15 protein-coding genes are annotated in these 18,197 nt (G+C 69.3%); 1 reads left to right on the forward strand and 14 read right to left on the reverse strand.

From position 1 onward, the window contains the following. Positions 1-408 precede the first annotated feature (408 nt). Positions 409-1,692, reverse strand: a complete 1,284-nt coding sequence (locus ROZ37_RS10690; protein WP_312659333.1) for a DcaP family trimeric outer membrane transporter — start codon at positions 1,690-1,692, stop codon at positions 409-411. Between the two features lie 361 nt (positions 1,693-2,053). Here ROZ37_RS10690 and ROZ37_RS10695 point away from each other — a divergent pair, with 361 nt between their 5' ends. Continuing rightward, complete coding sequence (locus ROZ37_RS10695) at positions 2,054-3,070, forward strand: SGNH/GDSL hydrolase family protein (RefSeq protein ID WP_312659334.1); 1,017 nt, start codon at positions 2,054-2,056, stop codon at positions 3,068-3,070. Here the strand turns inward: ROZ37_RS10695 and ROZ37_RS10700 are convergent. The 13 genes from ROZ37_RS10700 to rlmB all read right to left on the reverse strand — a co-directional run bounded on the left by ROZ37_RS10700 (position 3,045) and on the right by rlmB (position 18,098). Beyond that, complete coding sequence (locus tag ROZ37_RS10700) at positions 3,045-5,795, reverse strand: molybdopterin-dependent oxidoreductase (protein WP_312659335.1); 2,751 nt, start codon at positions 5,793-5,795, stop codon at positions 3,045-3,047. The genes ROZ37_RS10695 and ROZ37_RS10700 overlap by 26 nt on opposite strands. Positions 5,796-5,823: 28 nt before the next feature. Next, positions 5,824-7,584: a protein kinase domain-containing protein gene (locus ROZ37_RS10705; RefSeq protein ID WP_312659336.1), complete on the reverse strand. Its 1,761-nt coding sequence runs from the start codon at positions 7,582-7,584 to the stop codon at positions 5,824-5,826. Positions 7,585-7,604: 20 nt separating this feature from the next. Continuing rightward, positions 7,605-8,816: a nitrate/nitrite transporter gene (locus ROZ37_RS10710; RefSeq protein ID WP_312659337.1), complete on the reverse strand. Its 1,212-nt coding sequence runs from the start codon at positions 8,814-8,816 to the stop codon at positions 7,605-7,607. A gap of 184 nt (positions 8,817-9,000) precedes the next feature. Next, positions 9,001-9,345, reverse strand: coding sequence for a nitrite reductase small subunit NirD (nirD, locus tag ROZ37_RS10715; RefSeq protein ID WP_312659338.1), 345 nt, complete (start codon positions 9,343-9,345; stop codon positions 9,001-9,003). 11 nt (positions 9,346-9,356) lie between these two features. Next, positions 9,357-11,831, reverse strand: coding sequence for a nitrite reductase large subunit NirB (nirB, locus tag ROZ37_RS10720; RefSeq protein ID WP_312659339.1), 2,475 nt, complete (start codon positions 11,829-11,831; stop codon positions 9,357-9,359). Between the two features lie 527 nt (positions 11,832-12,358). Then, the gene (locus ROZ37_RS10725) at positions 12,359-12,775 is read right to left on the reverse strand and encodes an HD domain-containing protein (protein WP_312659340.1); all 417 of its coding nucleotides are present in this window, start codon (positions 12,773-12,775) and stop codon (positions 12,359-12,361) included. A gap of 15 nt (positions 12,776-12,790) precedes the next feature. Next, positions 12,791-13,633 carry a dihydroorotate dehydrogenase gene (locus tag ROZ37_RS10730; protein WP_312659341.1) on the reverse strand — a complete coding sequence of 281 codons (843 nt, stop codon included), beginning with the start codon at positions 13,631-13,633 and terminating at the stop codon, positions 12,791-12,793. Continuing rightward, positions 13,633-14,748, reverse strand: coding sequence for a 3-phosphoserine/phosphohydroxythreonine transaminase (gene serC, locus ROZ37_RS10735; RefSeq protein WP_312659342.1), 1,116 nt, complete (start codon positions 14,746-14,748; stop codon positions 13,633-13,635). Before serC ends, ROZ37_RS10730 begins: the two co-directional genes overlap by 1 nt. Beyond that, a complete protein-coding gene (locus ROZ37_RS10740) occupies positions 14,726-15,232 on the reverse strand; it encodes a hypothetical protein (protein ID WP_312659343.1) in 507 nt (168 codons plus the stop codon). The genes serC and ROZ37_RS10740 overlap by 23 nt, the downstream gene beginning before the upstream one ends. Before the next feature lie 96 nt (positions 15,233-15,328). Beyond that, the gene (pqqE, locus tag ROZ37_RS10745; protein ID WP_312659344.1) at positions 15,329-16,486 is read right to left on the reverse strand and encodes a pyrroloquinoline quinone biosynthesis protein PqqE; all 1,158 of its coding nucleotides are present in this window, start codon (positions 16,484-16,486) and stop codon (positions 15,329-15,331) included. Continuing rightward, positions 16,455-16,745 carry a pyrroloquinoline quinone biosynthesis peptide chaperone PqqD gene (gene pqqD, locus ROZ37_RS10750; protein ID WP_312659345.1) on the reverse strand — a complete coding sequence of 97 codons (291 nt, stop codon included), beginning with the start codon at positions 16,743-16,745 and terminating at the stop codon, positions 16,455-16,457. Before pqqD ends, pqqE begins: the two co-directional genes overlap by 32 nt. A gap of 62 nt (positions 16,746-16,807) precedes the next feature. Then, positions 16,808-16,882, reverse strand: a complete 75-nt coding sequence (gene pqqA / locus ROZ37_RS22105; RefSeq protein ID WP_409449956.1) for a pyrroloquinoline quinone precursor peptide PqqA — start codon at positions 16,880-16,882, stop codon at positions 16,808-16,810. A gap of 493 nt (positions 16,883-17,375) precedes the next feature. Then, entirely contained in the window at positions 17,376-18,098 is a 723-nt protein-coding gene (gene rlmB / locus ROZ37_RS10755; RefSeq protein ID WP_312659472.1) for a 23S rRNA (guanosine(2251)-2'-O)-methyltransferase RlmB, read from the reverse strand. Positions 18,099-18,197: the final 99 nt, after the last annotated feature.

Here is an 18,197-nt window from a genome sequence, read left to right on the forward strand (position 1 = left end):
GAGCCGTCCGCGTCGGCCTTCGCCTGCGGCTCACGCCGACCTACGCCGGATTCGTCCGCCGGTTTCAACTTTTCCCCGCTTACCGTTTTCCGGCTTTTCCGGCTTTTCCGGCAGCCCCGCGGGCAGATGAGCCGAGAGGCGTAATCCGCCGCATGCGTCGCTCTGAAGCATGCACGGCGGAAGCCGCTGCGCTTTTGGCTTCGCCGAAACTCCGTCTTGGTTGCGCCAAGACTCCGGTTTCCGCCCTACGGTTCGTGGCAACCCACGCTTTGTGTCACTCCCGTACGGCGGATGAGCTGAAGGCGCTATCCGCCGGATGCTTGGTCCGCTATCACATGGTGGTGAACGGCAAACGCCGCCACGGAATGCGGCGGCGTTCGGCGGGGGCGCGCCCCGGGGGGCGCACAATCAGAACGCGTACTTCGCAGATGCCTGGAAGCGCAGCGCGTCGGCCGAGTCGCCGTCCTGCGTTTCCTTTTCTGCGCGCGCGATCTCGAAGCCGAGCGTGACCGGGTCGGAGACCTGGTAGAAGTGGCTGAAGTGGATGCTCTCGAGCTTGCGCGTCGAGGTCGGGAACAGGTTCGACGGGCGGTCGCCGCGTGCCTGGCCGTAGGACAGCGACGAGCGGAAACGCTTCGTCCATTGATGCAGCAGCGCGACGTTGAAGCCGCGCGTCTTGATCGCCTCGAGCTTGCCGTCGGCGTCGATGTACGCTTCGCCGATACCGGCGGTGCCGTCGGACGAGCCGCTCGCCGAATACACGTAACGCCCGATGCCGTCGCCCCAGATCACGCCGCCCATCAGCCGCGTCGCATCGCCGAGCGCGACGTTGCCGGCGAGCATCAGGCCGTAGCCGGTCGCCGTATCGTCATTCGTGCCGTCGTCGTAGGCGAGCCGACGCAGCAGCGCGCCCGCTTCGAGCGCCGCGGTCTTGCCCGTCCAGCTGTAGCGCGCGGTGAGGTCGGGCGACGAGTCCTTCTCGTTGGCGAAACCGGTCGCTTCCGGGTTCTCGGCCGCGACCGAGAGGCTGCCGGGGCCGACCGGCAAGGTGTAGCGCACCTGCGCCTGGCGCAGGAAGGTCACGCCGACCGGGCCGTCGAAATCGACGGTCTCCGGGTAGCCCGCGAAATGCATGAAGTTCGACCACGTCTGGCCGGCGAGAAAGCCGCCGAGTTCGCCGTACGCGTGGCGGATGCGGAAGCTGCGCGAGTTCGAGAACACTTCGTCCCCGCCGCCGCCGAAGAAGTCCGCCTCCAGATGCGTGCGCAGCAGCCCGAGGTCGGTCGGCGTCGAGGTCTTGAAAAACAGGCGCGACTCGCGCGCGTGCAGCCGGAAGTGTCCTTCCCGTTGCGCGCCGGACGTCGACAGGCCGTCGACGAACAGCGTGTCGCCAAGGTCCTGGTCGCGGTCGTAGATCGCGTCGAGCTTCAGGTAGCCGCCGATCTGCACCGAGGTGTTCGAGCCGGGGAGCTTGAAACTGCCCGGCGTATCGCCGCCGGTGACGACGTTGGCGGGCATCGTCTGCGCTGCTGCGGCAGGCGCGGCGGGTGCGGCGGCGCGTTCCTTCTCGAGTTGATCGAGGCGCGCCTGCAGGCGACCGAGTTGCTCGCGCAGCGCATCGATCGAATTGTCCTGGGCGAACGCGGGGGCCGCGGCGAGCGCGGCGGCCACGCCGGCGAGTGCGAATCTCATGTCTTCTGCCTCACTCCGTTATTGGTGTGCGACGCCCTTCCAGGGCGTCGTCATGAGACAGACGCACGCATCCAAGCCGCTGAAATTGCGGCGGTTTCGACGTCGTGGCGGCTGTCGTGCCTCAGAGTACAAAGCCGCCTCTCGCGATCGAATATCCTAGGACGCGATATTTGCCGCGCCGGCACACTCGGCCCATGCGCGGGCTCGGCGCCCGGTCGTTCCGACCGACCCGCGTTGGCTCTGCGGTTTGTGCGGGCGCCCGCAAGCTCGGGCTTCCCGGAATCAAACGCTTACGAAACACCGGAACCGCTCTCGACGCCGCCATCTACGCTTCAGGCATATCGCTCGCGAGGATTGCCCGATGTCCCGATCGCTTTTCGCAGGCTTCGCAGTCGTGCTCGCCACCGTCTCCGCACCCGTGACCGCGGCGCCCTTCGGCAACATCTATTTTTTCGGCGACAGCCTGTCCGACACCGGCAACGACTTCATCCTCAGCAGCACGGTCCACGCGAGCGATCCCGGCTTTCCGATCGTTCCGGCTCCGGCCGGCTATAGCAACGGCCGGTTCTCGAACGGCCCGGTCTATTCGGAACAGCTCGCGGCCCGTCTCGGCCTGGACCTGCGGCCGTCGCTGGCCGGAGACACGAACTACGCGTACGGCGGTGCACGCAGCGGTTCGGTCGTCGTGCCCGGATCGCTGAGTTTCGCGCAGCAAGTGGAGCAATACGTCACCGCGGCGCCCGCAGCCGACGCCAGCGCACTGTATGTGCTCTTCGTCGGCTCGAACGACATCGAGGACATCCTCGGGGGCGCCGCGCCGGGCCAGACCATCGCGAACGCGATCGGCAGGATCGGCACCGCGATCGAGATGCTCGCGGCCGAGGGCGCGGCGCACTTCCTGATTCCGAACGTCCCCGACCTGGGCATCGTTCCGGGTACGACCGGCGACGGCGCGGTTCCCCGCGCCCCGCTCGCGACCGCCGCGAGCGCCGCCTTCAACGCCGCGCTCGCGGCGCTGCTGGACAGCTTCGGCACGCTCGACATCACGGCCTTCGACACCTTCGCGCTACTGAACGACGCGGTTGCGAACCCCACGCGCTACGGGCTGACCGACGTGCAGCACCGATGCCAGCGCGAGAGCGGGATCGGCCCGAACGGGCAGGTGCAGTACGAAATACTGTGCAGTGAAGCCGAGGCCGCAACCCGGCTGTTCTGGGACGGATTCCACCCGACCACGGCCGGCCATCGCGCACTCGCAAACGCGCTGTTCGCGGCGCTCGAAGTGCCCGAGCCCGACACGCTCGCGCTCCTCGTCGGCGCAATCCTGATTCTCGTCGGGATTTCCCGCCGCACTACGCCCGCGCAACTAGCCGCCTGATTTCCGGCACGCAGGCGCCGCAACCGGTGCCGCAGCCGAGCTTCGCCTGCAGCGCATCGAATCCGGCGCCACCGGCGACAGCCGCCTCGATGTCGCGCTGGGAGACGTCGAGGCAGTTGCAGAGGATGCGGCCGCGCGGCGTCGCGCCGGCGGGCGGCGACGCGAGCGGCGCGAGGATCCAGCGCCGCAAGTCGGTCGTCGGCTGACGCTCGACCAGCACGTCGCGCAGCCACGCGGCAGCGACGGTCTCGCCGGTCAGCCGCAGGCCGACGAGCAGGCCGTTCTCGATCCGCGCGCGCTTCGTGATGCCTCGGCGCGCATCGCTGTAGGTCACGCAGTGCGCGTCGTCGAGCCCGAGCAGCACGTCGAGCTCGGCGAGCCACCCGGGCGGAATCGGCTGGTCGTGCGCGATGCGTAGCACGACCGCGGGATGGTCGCGGCCGGCGAGCGCGAGCGACGCATACGCGAAGCGCCCGAGCCACGGCGCAAGCGCGGCCGCACGCTCGAGCGCGACACCGGTGGCGCCCGCGCCGGCCTCTTCATCCGTTCGTTCTCCCGCGCCGGGTTCGCCGCGCAGGATCAGCGCCTGGAACGGCAGCACCACCTTCTCGACCTGCACCGTCGCGTGCTTCAGTTCCGGCTGCTTCGAGAACGGGTCGAACGCGCGCAGCGTCAGCGCGTTGGCGCCGGGCGAATTCAGCGCGTTCGTGCCCCAATGCATCGCGACGAAGGCCTGACCGGAGCGAATCTCGGCCGACGCCTCCGCGCGCAGGATCACGTCGCCGCGCCGGCTTTTCACGCGGACGAGCTCGCCGCTCTTGATCCCGCGCAACGCGAGGTCGTCGGCGTGCATGTCGATCCGCGCCTCGTCGACGTGGTTGTAGAGCTGCGCGACCTTGCCGCTGCGGCTCATGCCGTGCCACTGGTCTCGCAGTCGCCCGGTCGTCAGCGCCAGCGGGTAGCGCGCATCGGTACGCTCGGCGGTCAGCGCCCCGGTGGGCACGACGAAGCGCGCGCGGCCGTTCGCTGTCGGAAAGCGGTTGTCGGCGTACAGGCGCGCACGGCTAGCGGCGTCCCTCGCATCGGCCCCTTCGGGGAACGGCCACTGCTGCGGCCCGGCGGCGTCGAGTACGTCGTACGAGAGCCCGCCGATGTCGAGATCGCGCCCGCGCGTCGTCGCGACATGCTCGGCGAATATTTCGGCCGGCGACGCGTACGGGAAAAGCTTCGCCGCGTCCTTGCCGATGCGCGGCCCGAGCGCGAGCGCGAAATCGCACGCGATGCGCCAGTCGGCCTTCGCCTCGCCCGGCGGCGGAACCGCGCGCCGCACATGCGTGATGCGCCGTTCCGAGTTCGTCACCGTGCCCTCCTTCTCGCCCCAGCTCGCGGCCGGCAGCAAGAGGTCGGCGAACGGCGCCGTCTCGGTATTGCGGTAAGCCTCCTGCAGCACGACGAAGTCGCAGCGCGCGAGCGCCTCGCGCAGCCGCTCCTGCTCCGGCAGCGACTGCGCCGGGTTCGTGCAGGCGATCCACAGCGCCTTGATGCGGCCGTCGTGCGCGGCGTCGAAGAGTTCGATCGCGGTGAGCCCCGGCTTCGCGGGCACGTCGTCGACGCCCCACAGCTTCGCGATTTCCGCGCGGTGCACGGCGTTCGCGAGGTCGCGGTGGCCGCTCATCAGGTTCGCCATGCCGCCGACTTCGCGTCCGCCCATCGCGTTCGGCTGACCGGTCAGCGAGAACGGACCGCAGCCGGGGCGGCCGATCTTGCCGGTCGCGAGCGACAGCGCGATCAGCGCAGTGCCGTTATGCGTGCCGTGCGTCGACTGGTTCAGCCCCTGGCACCACAGCGACATCGCCGCCTTCGCCTCGCCCCACCAGCGCGCGGCGGTGACGATGTCGTCGGCGCCGCGCTTGCCGAGGCCGCAGACTTCGGCCGCGACCGCCGGCGTGACGTCACGCACGTGGTCGCGCAGCGCCGCGAAGCCGTCGGTGTGCTCGCGCACGAAGGCGTAATCGACGAGCCCCTCCCACAGCAGCACGTTGAGCATCGCCTTGTAGAGCCAGATGTCCGTGCCCGGCAGGATCGGCAAGTGGAGATCGGCGGTCGCCGCGGTGTCGGTGCGCCGCGGGTCGACGACGATGATCTTCATGTCCGGCCGCGCGGCCTTCGCATCCTCGATGCGGCGGAACGCGATCGGGTGCGCGTACGCCGGATTCGCGCCGGCGATCAGCACGCAGTCGGTCAGCGCAAAGTCCTCGTACGCACACGGCGGCGCGTCGGCGCCGAGCGTCTGCTTGTACGCAGCGACCGCGCTCGACATGCACAGGCGCGAGTTCGAGTCGAGGTTGTTCGTGCCGACGAGCCCCTTCACGAGCTTGTTGAAGACGTAGTAGTCCTCGGTCAGCAGCTGCCCGGAGATGTAGAAGCCGACCGAATCGGGCCCGTGCTCGCGGATCGCCGCCGCGAAGCGCTCGGCGGCGATCGCCAGCGCGCTGTCCCAGCTCACGCGCTCGCGCGGGAGTCCGCGCGCCGTGCGCAGCTCGGGATGCAGCAGGCGGGATTCGGGCCGCGCGCTCAGGTGCAGCGTCGAGCCCTTGGTGCACAGCCGGCCGAAGTTCGCGGGGTGATCGGAGTCGCCGGCGACGCCGGTGATCTTGCGTCCGTCGTGCTCGATCAGCACGCCGCAGCCGACGCCGCAGTAGGGGCAGGTCGCTTTCGTCTTCATCGGGGCTCCGCGGGAGAGGCTCGCCGGTCTAGTGCCGGCTGAGCAGGAACAGCAGGATCAGGTTCATCAGCAGGGACGCCGCAACGACGAGCTTCAGCGCGAGGCCGGGATTGCGCGCGACGAGCGGCGTACGGCGCGGCTTCGCGAGCGGGCGATGCGCACCGCGCTCGAGCGCGAGGAGGAATTCCTCCGCGGTCTCGAAGCGCTCCTTCGCGTCACGCGCACAGGCTTTCAGCAGCACCGCTTCGAGCCAGGCCGGCGTGTCGGGGCGGTAGCGCGTCGGTGGCACCGGCTCGCCGAAGCGCGGACGCTGAAACGGCTCGACCTCACCGTACGGGTACTTGCGCGTCAGGAGCTCGTACAGCGTGACTCCGCAAGCGTAGAGATCCGACGACGCGCTCGCCGCTTCGCCTCTGATGAGCTGTGGCGCCATATACGACGGCGTGCCGGGGTTGTTGATCTCGCGCCGGTCGTCGGCATCCGACGCGGCGACGCCGAAGTCGAGCAGCCGCAAGCGGCCCCAGCGGTCGACATGCACGTTGTCCGGCTTCACGTCGCGATGCACGATGCCGAGCCGGTGCAAGCTCGCGAGCGCGCGCAACAGCGCGACGCCGATCGCGACGAGCTCGTGCAAGGCAATGCAATGGCCGTGCGCGAGCTTCGCCTTCAGCGTCTCGCCTTCGTGCCAGCTCATCAGGTAGTACAGGCAGCTGCGGCCGACGGCGTCGACGACCGTCGGAAAAGCCTGCGAGGGCGCGCGGCGCGCGAGCCATTCCTCGCGCAGCAGCGCGGCGACCGCCTCATCGTCGTCGGCTCCCGGCCGCAAGGTTTTCATCACCAGCGCTTCGCCCGTCGCTTCCCGGGTCACCCGGTACAGCAAGGTCACCCGCGACTCGTGCAGCAGCGCGTCGACGTGCAGGCCATCGAGCACGTCGCCCGCCTTCAGCGGCGGCGGCAGCGGCAGGCGACGGGCGCCCGCGAGCCGGTCGCGCAGCGTGTCGGCCGGCACTGCGACGACGTTCGTGACGAGCGCCGTGCAGTTGTCGGTCGCGCCGCGCGCGAGCGCTTCGAGCGTCAGGATGTCGGCAACGTCCTCGGCGTTCGCGTTGTACGCAAGCAGTTCCGCGATGCCACCGTCGCCGAGCGCGCCCCAGACGCCGTCGGTGACGAGCACGAAGCGATCGCCCGCCATCAGTTCGCCGTCATCGAAGTCGACCGTGAGCTGCGCGTCCAACCCCACCGCGCGCCGCAGCACGTTGTCGAACTCCGGGTGATCCCAGGTGTGGTCCTCGGTCAGCCGGCGCAGTTCACCGCCGCGATAGAGATAGGCGCGCGAGTCGCCGACGTGCGCGACGTGGTAGCGCCGGCCGCGCAGCACGAACGCGGTCAGCGTCGTCGCCATGCCGGCGTACTCGCGCGATTTCGCCGACTGCGCGAGCAGCCAGCGGTTCAGCGCGCCGATCACCGTGTCGAGCGACTTCTCGACGCTCCAGGTGTCGGGCGTCGAAAAGTAGTCGGCGAGCAGCCCGCGCACCGAGTATTCGGCCGCCTCCCGCCCGCGCGCATGGCCGCCGACGCCATCGGCGATCGCGAGCAGCAGCCCCTTGGAGTCGAGCAGCGCCCCGTCCGGCGTGACCGCGCCGACGAAGTCCTCGTTCGCCGGTCGCAGCCCTTGCTGCGACGCGTGGCCGAGCGTGATCTGGAGGGCCGCCCCGGTCGCCCCCGTCGCAGCCGGTGCGGCTGGCCCCGGCGCCTTGAAGCGCGTAATCGCGTCGATGATGGTTGCCACGCCGCTTCTCCGCCCGAGCTTCAAATCTTCGCCGACGTCAGGTGCGCCGCGCCCCAGGTCGTGCGCCAGCGCGTCTTCACCGACGACAGCCCGGCGAGCGCCGCGAGCGCGAGCGCCGCGAAGATCAGAAAGCCGGGCTGATAGCTGCCGGTCGCCTGCTTCGCGTAGCCGAGCGACGACGCGAGGTAGAAGCCGCCGACGCCGCCCGCCATGCCGACCAGACCCGTCATCACGCCGATCTCCCTGCGAAAGCGCTGCGGCACGAGCTGGAACACGGCGCCGTTGCCGAGGCCGAGCGCGAGCATCGCGGCGACGAAGGTCGCGAGTGCCATCCACGCCGCCGGTAGCCCGACGCTGACGATGCCGAGGAACAGCGCCGCCGCGACATACACGACCGACAGACTGCGGATGCCGCCGATGCGATCCGCGATTGCGCCGCCGAGCGGCCGCACAAGCGAGCCGGCGAACACGCACGCGGCGGTGAAATAGCCCGCCGTCTTCGCGTCGAGCCCGTACTGCGTATTGAAGTAGATCGCCAGCGACGACGCGAGGCCGACGAAGCCGCCGAAGGTCACCGCGTAGAAGAACATGAACCACCACGCGTCCTTGTCCTTCAGCACCTTGAAATATTCGGTGAGCGGCTTCGCCGGCGGGCACTCCGGCGCGTCCTTCGCGACCGCGAGGTAGAACGCGAACACGGCGACGAGCGGGACCAGCGCCAGCCCGAACACGTTCGTCCATCCATACGCGGCCGCAAGCGCCGGTGCGACAAGGGCGGCGATCGCGGTGCCGGAGTTGCCGGCGCCGGCGATGCCGAGGGCGGTGCCCTGATGCTCGGGCGGATACCAGCGCGACGCGAGCGGCAGCGCGACCGCGAACGACGCGCCGGCGACGCCGAGGAAGACGCCCAGCAGCAGCGTCTGCTCGAAGCTGTCGATGCCGACTCGCCACGCGACCGCGAGCGCCGCGATGACGACGACCTGGCCGATCGCGCCGGCCACCTTCGGCTTCAGGTGATCGACGAGCACGCCCATGACGATGCGCAGCACCGCGCCGGCGAGCACCGGGACCGCCACCATCAGCCCCTTCTGCGCGTGGTCGAGCCCAAGGTCGGCGGCGATCTGCACGCCGAGCGGACCGAGCATGACCCACACCATGAAAGCGAGGTCGAAGTACAGGAACGCCGCGAGCAGCGTCGGCGGATGGCCCGCCTTGAAGAAGGCTCTGTTCATTTTTCGGTTCTCCGTTGGCAATTGGGGTAAGTGCCGTTCAGTCCCGTAGGGCGCATGAGCCACAGGCGTAATTCGCCGAAGGCGCCGGCACGCGGGCATCGCACGGCGGAATGGGCTACGCGTTTGGCGTCGCCGAAACTCCGTCTTGCCTGCGCCAAGACTCCGTTTTCCGCCCTACGGGTTCTCAAGCCTTCAGCAGCACGAGGCCGTCGACGAGCTTCACTTCGAACGGCTTCGTGCAGCCGACGTCGGGCGCGAGCGCGTCGCCGCTCGCGAGCGCGATCTTCCAGCCGTGCAGCGGGCAGGTGACTTCGCGGCCGTGCACGATGCCCTGCGACAGCGGGCCGCCCTTGTGCGGACATTTGTCGTGCACCGCGAACACCTCATCGTCGGCGCTGCGGAAGATCGCGATGTCGCCGCTCGCGGACGACACCACGCGGGCGCCGAGTTTCGGGATGTCGTCGAGCGCACAGACCGTCGTCCAGCCCGGTTCGACAGCGACGGGATTGATCGGCGTCAGGGTCGTCATCGTCGTCGTCCTCACGCTTCCAGCGGCTGCATCGGCTGCAGCAGCTCGTACTCGCGCTTCGCCGGCACCGCGGCGTCCGGCTTGTAGCGCTCGGCCCACGGGTCCTCGTAGTCCTGCACCGCGTACAGCAGCCGCTCGTACAGCGCACGGCGGTTGGCCGCGTCGTCGACGACCTGCTTCTTCACGTGCTCGAGGCCGATGCGATGCACGTAATGCACCGTGCGTTCGAGGTAGAAGCCCTCCTCGCGGTAGAGCTGCAGGAAGGCCGCGGAGGTCTCGAGCACCTCCTCGCGCGTCGCGACCTTGCACAGGAACTGCGCGACCTCGGTCTTGATGCCGCCGTTGCCGGCCACATACAGCTCCCAGCCGGAATCGACGCCGATCACGCCGATGTCCTTGATGCCGGCCTCGGCGCAGTTGCGTGGGCAGCCGGACACCGCGAGCTTGACCTTGTGCGGGCTCCACATCCCGAACAGCATGCGTTCGAGATCGACGCCCATCGCCATCGAGCGCTGCGTGCCGAAGCGGCAGTGCTCGGCGCCGACGCAGGTCTTCACGGTGCGGATGCTCTTGCCGTAGGCGTGACCGCTCGTCATGCCGAGGTCCTTCCAGACCTTCGGCAGATCGTCCTTCTTGATGCCGAGGAGGTCGATGCGCTGGCCGCCGGTGACCTTAACGGTCGGCACGTTGTACTTCTCGGCGACGTCGGCGATACGGCGCAGCTCGGCCGGCGTCGTCAGTCCGCCGAGCATCCGCGGCACGACCGAATACGTGCCGTCCTTCTGGATGTTCGCGTGCGCGCGCTCGTTTATGAAGCGGCTCTGCGGGTCGTCCTTCGCCTCGTGCGGCCAGGTCGAGATCAGGTAGTAGTTCAGCGCCGGCCGGCAGGTCGCGCAGCCGTTCGGCGTCTTCCACGCCATCATGTCCATCGCGTCGGGAATCGACAGCAGCTTGTGGTCGCGGATCGCGCGGCGGACATCGCCGTGCGACAACTCGGTGCAGCCGCACACCGGCTTGTCATGCGCGCTGACCGCCTGGTAGGCACCGCCGACCGTCGACGCGAGGATCTGCTCGACGAGGCCGGTGCAGGAGCCGCAACTCGATGCCGCCTTCGTATGCTTCTTGACCTCGTCGAGCGTGAAGAGCCCCTTCTCCTTGATCGCCTTGACGATGGAGCCCTTGCACACGCCGTTGCAGCCGCACACTTCGGCGGTTTCCGGCATCGCCGCGGCCTTGTTCTCGCCCTTGTGGCCGGCATCGCCCAAATGGTTCTGGCCGAACATCAGGTGGTCGCGGATCGCGCCGATGTCCTGGCCGTCTTTCATCAGCTGGAAGTACCACGCGCCGTCCGCGGTGTCGCCGTACAGCACCGAGCCGACGATGCGGTCGTTCTTGACCACGATGCGCTTGTAGATGCCGCCCTGCTTGTCGTGCAGCACGATCTCCTCGGTGTCCGCGCCGCCCGAGAAGTCGCCCGCCGAGAACACGTCGATGCCGGTCACCTTCAGCTTCGTCGAGGTGACCGAGCCTTCGTAGCGGCCGATGCCGAAGTTCGCGAGGTGGTTCGCGCACACCTTGCCCTGCTCGAACAGCGGTGCGACCAGCCCGTACGCAACGCCGCGATGCGCGACGCATTCGCCGACCGCGTAGATGCGCGGGTCCGTGATCGTCTGCATCGTGTCGGAGACGACGATGCCGCGCACCCGGCCTTCGCCACAGTGGAGCCCGGCGGACTCGGCGAGCGCGAAGTTCGGGCGGATGCCCGCGGCGACGACAACGAGGTCCGCGGGAATCTCGCCGCCATCCTTGAATCGCACCGCGCAGACGCGGCCGTCCTCGCCTGCGACAAGCGCCTCGGTCTGCTTCGGCATCGCGAACTTCATACCCTTCGCTTCGAGCGACGCCTGCAGCATGTCGGCGGCGGCGCGGTCGAGCTGGCGCTCCATGATCCAGTCCGCGAGATGCACGACGGTGACGTCCATGCCGCGCAGCATCAGGCCGTTCGCCGCTTCGAGCCCGAGCAGGCCCGCGCCGATGACGGCGGCGTGCTGGTAGCGGCTGGCCGCGTCGATCATCGCCTCGGTGTCGGCGATGTCGCGGTACGCGAGCACGCCGGGCAGCTCCTTGCCGGGAAACGGCGGGATGAACGGCGTCGAGCCGGTCGCGAGCAGCAGCCGGTCGTATTCCGCCTCCGTGCCGTCGTTCGCGATCACGCGCCGGCGCACGCGGTCGATCTTCGTGACCATCTTCCCCGCATGCAGCGTGATGCCGTTGTCGCGATACCAGTCGAGATCGTTGAGCATGATCTCCGGCAGCGTCATCTCGCCGGCGAGCACCGGCGACAGCAGGATGCGGTTGTAATTGCCGTGCGGTTCGGCGCCGAACACGGTGACCTCGTAAAGGTCGGGCGCGAGTTTCAGCAGCTCCTCGAGCGTGCGTACGCCGGCCATGCCGTTGCCGACCATCACGAGCTTCATCTTCTTCATGTCGATCTCTCCTGCGGGTTCATCCGGGCGGCGGCGAACGCGCCCCTGCGGTGGCCGACAGCGAAGGCGAAAAGAGGCTTCGAGCGACTCCAGGGGAACGTTCCCCGGAAACCCCGGACGCTGCCGTCACGATGTCTGGCACCGCACGGGAGCACCGTTGTTTCCGGCCTGCGCGCTGTCTATCGCAAGGCGGATGCCAGTTGCGAGCAGCGCTTGCAAACCATTGAAAACGCGGGAAGATCGACTGAAAAGCGGGGAACAGGACAGAGTCGCGCCGGGATGACGGAGCACCAGCCCGGTGCAGCAAGCGCGTTGCTGCACCACAGCATGACGCGCAGCCGTGGCTGAAGACTCAGGACGCGCGGGGGCGGATCAGCAGGGATTCATCGAAATAGAAACGCGCGGGGCGACTACTGCAGTGGCCGGGCGGAGCCCCAACTTTGCCCTTCGACTTCGCTCCGGACGCGCTGGTGCGAAGCGCTGCACCGTGCCCCGACAAGCAGGCGCCAGCGCGTCCGAGTACCGGTTCAACGATTGCGATCGTTCGGTGCGCGGTAGTGCGACTCGACGAGTTCGAGCGCCGCCGCCCACAGCGTCGAGGCACCGCGCTCGATCGGCGGGCCGCAGCGGGACTTGACCTGTTCGAGCGACACGCTGCTCTCGACCCCGGTCCCGCCGCCGGTCGCGGCGTTGTGCAGCACCGGCTGAAAGCGGTCGAGCGCCTTCGCGAACTGCGCATCGCCGGTCTCGCCGGCCTCGAATTCGAACCACAGCGCCCGAAGCTCGGTCGTCAGCCCTGCGGGCAGCAGGCCGAAAATGCGTTCTGCCGCCGCGCGTTCGCGCTGCGCCTGCCCCGCCGGATCCGTCGCCTCATGAAGCGGCATGTCGCCGGCGTCGATCTCGACGATGTCGTGGATGAGCAGCATCTTGATGACGCGCAGCACGACTTTGCGGGCGGGTCAGCGGCTGCGCGTTCGGCGCCCCAACGCTCGGATCAGACGCGGGTCGTGCGCGAGCAGCGCGCGATGGATCTGCACGAGCGTCGCGCCAGCAGCGAGCCGGGCCTCCGCCTCGTCGACCGAGTCGATGCCGCCGACGCTGATGAGGCAGACGCGCGGGTCGAGAGCGTCCGCCAACATGCACAGCAACCGACAGGCGTTGCGCGCGGCACGCGCACCCTCGGTCGACACGAGCAGGCCGTCGATGCCCGCGGCGACGAAAGCGTCAGCGACGCCGATTGCCGACGCGGCGTCGCTGTCGAGCCATCGCGCCGGCAGCTTGGCCACCAGCGGCAGCGGTCGCCGGCGGCGGCGCGCGAGCCGGTCGCGCAGTTGCGCCGCGGCTGCGGCAAGCGCCGCGAAGCGCGCCGGCGACGGACAATCGCGACCGGGGTTGAGCGTCACGTAATCGGCGCCGGCGTGGAATGAGCGCAGCGCCCGCAAGCAGGCGTGCTCCGCATCGTCCCAATCGACATGACGCGGCTTGCCGATGCTGACCCCGAAACGCACGCCGCCCGCGACCGGCCGGACGAGCACCGGACGAGGGTCCGCGGGAGTGAGCGTGCCGATTTCGACGGCACCGAAACCGAGACGGTGCGCGCCTTCGAGCAGGCGGCCGCGCCGGTCGAAACCGGCGGCAAGGCCGATCGGCGACGCGAAGTGCAACCCCATCGCGCTGACGGGACCGAAGGGCGCCGTCGTGTCGCCCCCGCAGTCGATGCGAGTCGCGAGCCGCTGCAGGCGCGCGACCGCCCAACGGGCGCGCAACGCACGCGGCGTCAGCGGCGGTGCGACCGTCGGCATCACGCCGCGCACGGACCGCTGCCCCGGCGCGCGAACGCGCGCAGGAAGTCGACGAGTGCGTCGACCGCGGCGTCGGCGACCCCGTTGTAGAGACTCACACGCACGCCGCCGACTTCCGGATGCCCGCGGAGATCGTGCAGCCCGGCGGCGTCGGCCGCGTTCAGGAACAGCGCCGTGCGTGCCTCGTCGGCGAGACGGAAGCACGGATTGATGTGCGAGCGATGGGCGGAATCGACCGAGATCGCGTACGTGCCCTCGCCCTCCGCGAGCGCCGCGTACGCCGCGTCGCTGCGCCGCCGGGCGGCGTCGGCCATCGCCGACACACCGCCGTGCGCCTCGATCCACTGCAACATGTGGTGCGCGACGAAGATCGGGAACACCGGCGGCGTGCAGAGCCGCGAGTCGGCGCCTGCCTGCGCCCCGTAGTCCATCACGCGCGGCGTTTCGGGGCGTGCCCGGCCGAGGAGATGCTCGTCGACGATCACGAGCGTCAGCCCGGGCGTCCCGACCGTCTTCTGCGTCCCCGCATACACGAGCGACAGCCGCGTGAAGTCGAGCGGTCGCGTCAGCAGGTCCGACGTCATGTCGGCGACGAGCGGCACCGGCAGCGCGGGAAAATCGCGAAACTGGAGGCCGTCCGCGGTCTCGTTGCTCGTGACGTGGCAGTACGCCGCGCCCGGGTCGACCTGCCACTCGGCGGCGTCGGGAATGGCCGCGAGCGCCCGCGCGGCGATCGACACTTCAGCGTAGCGCCTCGCCTCCGCGATCGCGCGCCGCGACCAGCAGCCGCTGTCGACGTAGCTCGCGCGGCACGCCGTGCCGAGCAGATTCAGCGGCAGCAGCGCAAACTGCGCGCTCGCGCCCCCGGCGAGGAACAGCACGCGAAAACGGTCGGGGATATCGAGCAGGCGGCGCAGGCAGGCCTCGGTCTCTTCCTGCAGGCGACGGAAGGCCGGCGACGTGAAAGGCAGGCTCAGGATCGACGCCCGTCCAGGACGGCACGCCGCCGCCACGTCCGCAGCGACTTCATCCGGCAGCGGCCCCGCCGCGGCGGAAAAGCTGAAACCGCTTGCGCCCCCCGGCACCGCCGCTTCAGCCAAAGAGCGCGACGCCATGCGTGCCGGCCCCCATGAAGAACAGCACCGGTATCGACAGCATCGTGTTCACGCGCGCCGACAGGAAGGTCACGCGCGACGCGCGCAGGCGCTCGTCGATCGGCGCCGGCACGAAACCCAGCACCCGCTGCTGGTGCGGCCACAGCACGAACCACAGGTTGGCCACCATCAGCGTCGCGATCCACATCCCGAGCCCGAGCGGCGCAAGCGAGCCGGTCAGGCTCAGCGCGTCGCCGAGCCAGCCGCGATGCCACAGGATCAGCATGCCGCTGCCCCAGGTCACGAGCGATGCATAGCGGAATGCGCCGTGTTCGCGCTGCATCAGTACGCGCTGGCGCGGGCTGTCCGGATCCGAGAGATCGGCCGCCGTGAGCGGGACGTAGCGGGACCGCGTCACCGCGGTCGCGTAGTTGTGGCCGATCCACACCAGCGCGCCGAGAAAATGCAGCCAGCGGGCGACGACTTCGAACAGGACACCTTCCATCGCCCGCTCCTTCAGCCCGCGAACCGCAGCACGACGGCGAGCGCCGCCGTCAGCGCGACTCCGAGCAGCACCGTCACGATCGACGAATCCAGCAGCCTACGCATGTTCGCCGGCTCCCGACCGCTGCAGCCGCGCGTTGCTTGCGGTGCGCATCACCAGCGGCACGACCGTGCGGCCCGGCGACTGCGCGCGCTCGACCGCCTCGCCGATCAGGTGATGGTGCGGCGACCGGGAGCAGGCCGGATCGGTGTTCGCGGCGTCGCCGGTCAGCAGGAAGGCCTGGCAACGACAGCCGCCGAAGTCGGTCTCCTTGTCGCTGCACGAGCGGCACGGTTCGCGCATCCACTCGTCGCCGCGGAACTTGCGGAAGGTCGGCGATTGGTTCCACAGCCACGCGAGGCTCTTCTCGCGTACGGTCGGGAAATCGAGCCCTTCGATCGCGCGCGCTTCCTGGCACGGCATCGCGGCGCCGTCGGGCGCGATCGTCAGGTGGATCGCTCCCCAGCCGTTCATGCACGCCTTCGGCCGCCCCTCGTAGTAATCGGGGATCACGAAGTAGATCGTCATGCGGTCGCCGAGCCGCTCGCGGGCTGCCTGCACCGCGCGCTCGGCCGCTTCGATCTGCTCCCGCGTCGGCATCAGCTCGTCGCGATTCACCAGCGCCCAGTTGTAGTACTGGATGTTCGCGAACTCGAGGTAATCGACACCGATGTCCGCGGCGAGCTCGAGGATTTCCTCGACCTGCTCGATGTTGTGGCGGAACACCGGCACGTTGAGCACCATCGGAAAGCCGTGCGCCTTGATCATCCGCGCAACCTGCAGCTTGAGGTCGAACACGCGCGCGCCGACCAGCCGGTCCGTCAGCTCGCGCTCGTTCGACTGCAGCGACAGCTGGATCTGCTTCAGACCCGCTTCCTTCAGCTTCACGAGCCGCGGCTCGGTCAGCCCGACACCCGACGTGATCAGGTTCGTGTAGTAGCCGAGCGTGGTGGCGTCGGCGACGAGCTCCTCGATGTCGTCACGCAGCAGCGGCTCGCCGCCGGTGAAACCGAGCTGCAGGGCGCCCAGCTCCCGCCCCTCGCGCAACACCCGCTTCCATTCCGCGGTCGTCAGCTCCTCGCCCTTGCGCCGCGCGTAATCGACTGGATTGCTGCACCACGGACATTTCAGCGGACACTCGTACGTGAGCTCGAGCACCAGCCACAGCGGCTTGCCCTGCCCGTCAAGCCTGACGACGGATCCATCCTTTGGCACGGAACACCTCCAGAAACTTGTAGACGCCCGCGGCGACGCGCTCGTCGTCGCCGGGATAGCGGCCCTGCATCGCCGCGACGATCGCGGCGGCGCTGCGGCCGTCGCAGTGCTCGATGATGTCCGCCGCCGTGCGGTTCAGCTTCACGATGCCTTCCGGGTAGAGCAGGACGTGGGCGTCCTGCGTCGGCTCCCAGCGGAAGAGGTACATCGGGTTGAGGCTGAAGCGGTCTTCGGCGGCAGGCCGGCTCGACTCGTTCATGCGCAGGACTCCTCAGCGCGACCAGGGCGACACAGGGTGTGCATGTGTGCCGCCCCCGGGTGTCAGCGCACGTAGACGTAGGCCGTCACTTCGAAACCGAGACGGATATCGCAATACGCGGGATCGATCCACTCCATGGGCTGCCTCCTCGTTCATCGATTGAAGGATCGGCCGGACGACCGATCCGCAGCCATCATCGTCGCTCGGCCCTTGCAGCCGAATCGGATGGATCAGGAGGCGGGGATCGCCTCGATCATGAAACGAAGGTCGAGAAAATCATGAATTTCATCGCGCCGCCGCGCCACGTTGACGCACGTCAACGCGGGACATCGAGCGGTTGCGACGTGCGCCGGAGGGGTCGGGGCGCGCAGGGCGACGCGCGGGCCCCCTCGAGCCGGCGTCGATCGAGCCCCGCTTGCCTCGATCGACGCTGCCGGATCGGCCGCGAACGCGAACACCGGTTCCGCAGGGTGCCCGCCACGCGCGAGCGCCGCATGGGTCGGGCGCGGGCGAGCCGACGCGGAGCTCAACCGCCCGGAACGGGATCCACGGTGCCGAGCGTACGAGGCGAGGCGAACTCCACGGCGAGCTTTGCGCCGCCAGCCTCGTCCCAAACGGGCGCGAGCAGCCTCAGCCGCCGCGCTGGCGCCTCGCCTCGAACAGGCAGACGCCGCTCGCGACCGACACGTTGAGGCTTTCGACGGTGCCGAGCATCGGAATTTTCGCGAGCTCGTCGCAGGTTTCGCGCGTGAGCCGGCGCAGGCCGTCGCCTTCGGCGCCGAGCACCCAGGCAACCGGCCCCTTCTGGTCGATCTCGTACAGCGACTTCTCGGCTTCGCCGGCCGCGCCCACGACCCAGATGCCGGCTTCCTGCATCTCGCGCAGCGCGCGAGCGAGGTTCGTCACGGTGATGTAGGGCACGCTGTCGGCCGCGCCGCTGGCGACTTTCGCCGCGGTCGCGTTGAGGCCGACCGCGCGGTCCTTCGGCGCGACGACCGCGTGCGCGCCCGCCGCATCGGCGACGCGCAGGCACGCGCCGAGGTTGTGCGGATCCTGCACGCCGTCGAGCACCAGGATCAGCGCGTTCTCGTCGAGGACTTCGAGCACGTCGGCAAGTTTCAGGTCGCGACTGCGCGCGTCGACGCGGGCGATGACGCCCTGATGCCGTCGCGTCCCGACCATGCCGTCGAGCCGGTCGGCCTCGGCCTGGATCAGCCGGACGTTCTGCGACTCGGCGAGATGGACGACGTCCTTCGCGCGCGCGTCGGTGCGCGCGGACGACAGATACAGCTCGAACACCGCGTCCGGATCGCGGCGCAGCTTGCCGAGTACCGCGTGAAAACCGTAGATCAGCCGCGATTCACTGCGGCTCTCACGGCCGGTGTCGCCGCTGGATGCGCGCGAGCCACGCGGCCGGCGCCGCTCGTACGGCTCGACGTCGTCGGGAACCGG

The sequence above is a fragment of the Aromatoleum sp. genome (assembly GCF_032027225.1).
In the GTDB taxonomy this organism is placed as follows: domain Bacteria; phylum Pseudomonadota; class Gammaproteobacteria; order Burkholderiales; family Rhodocyclaceae; genus Aromatoleum.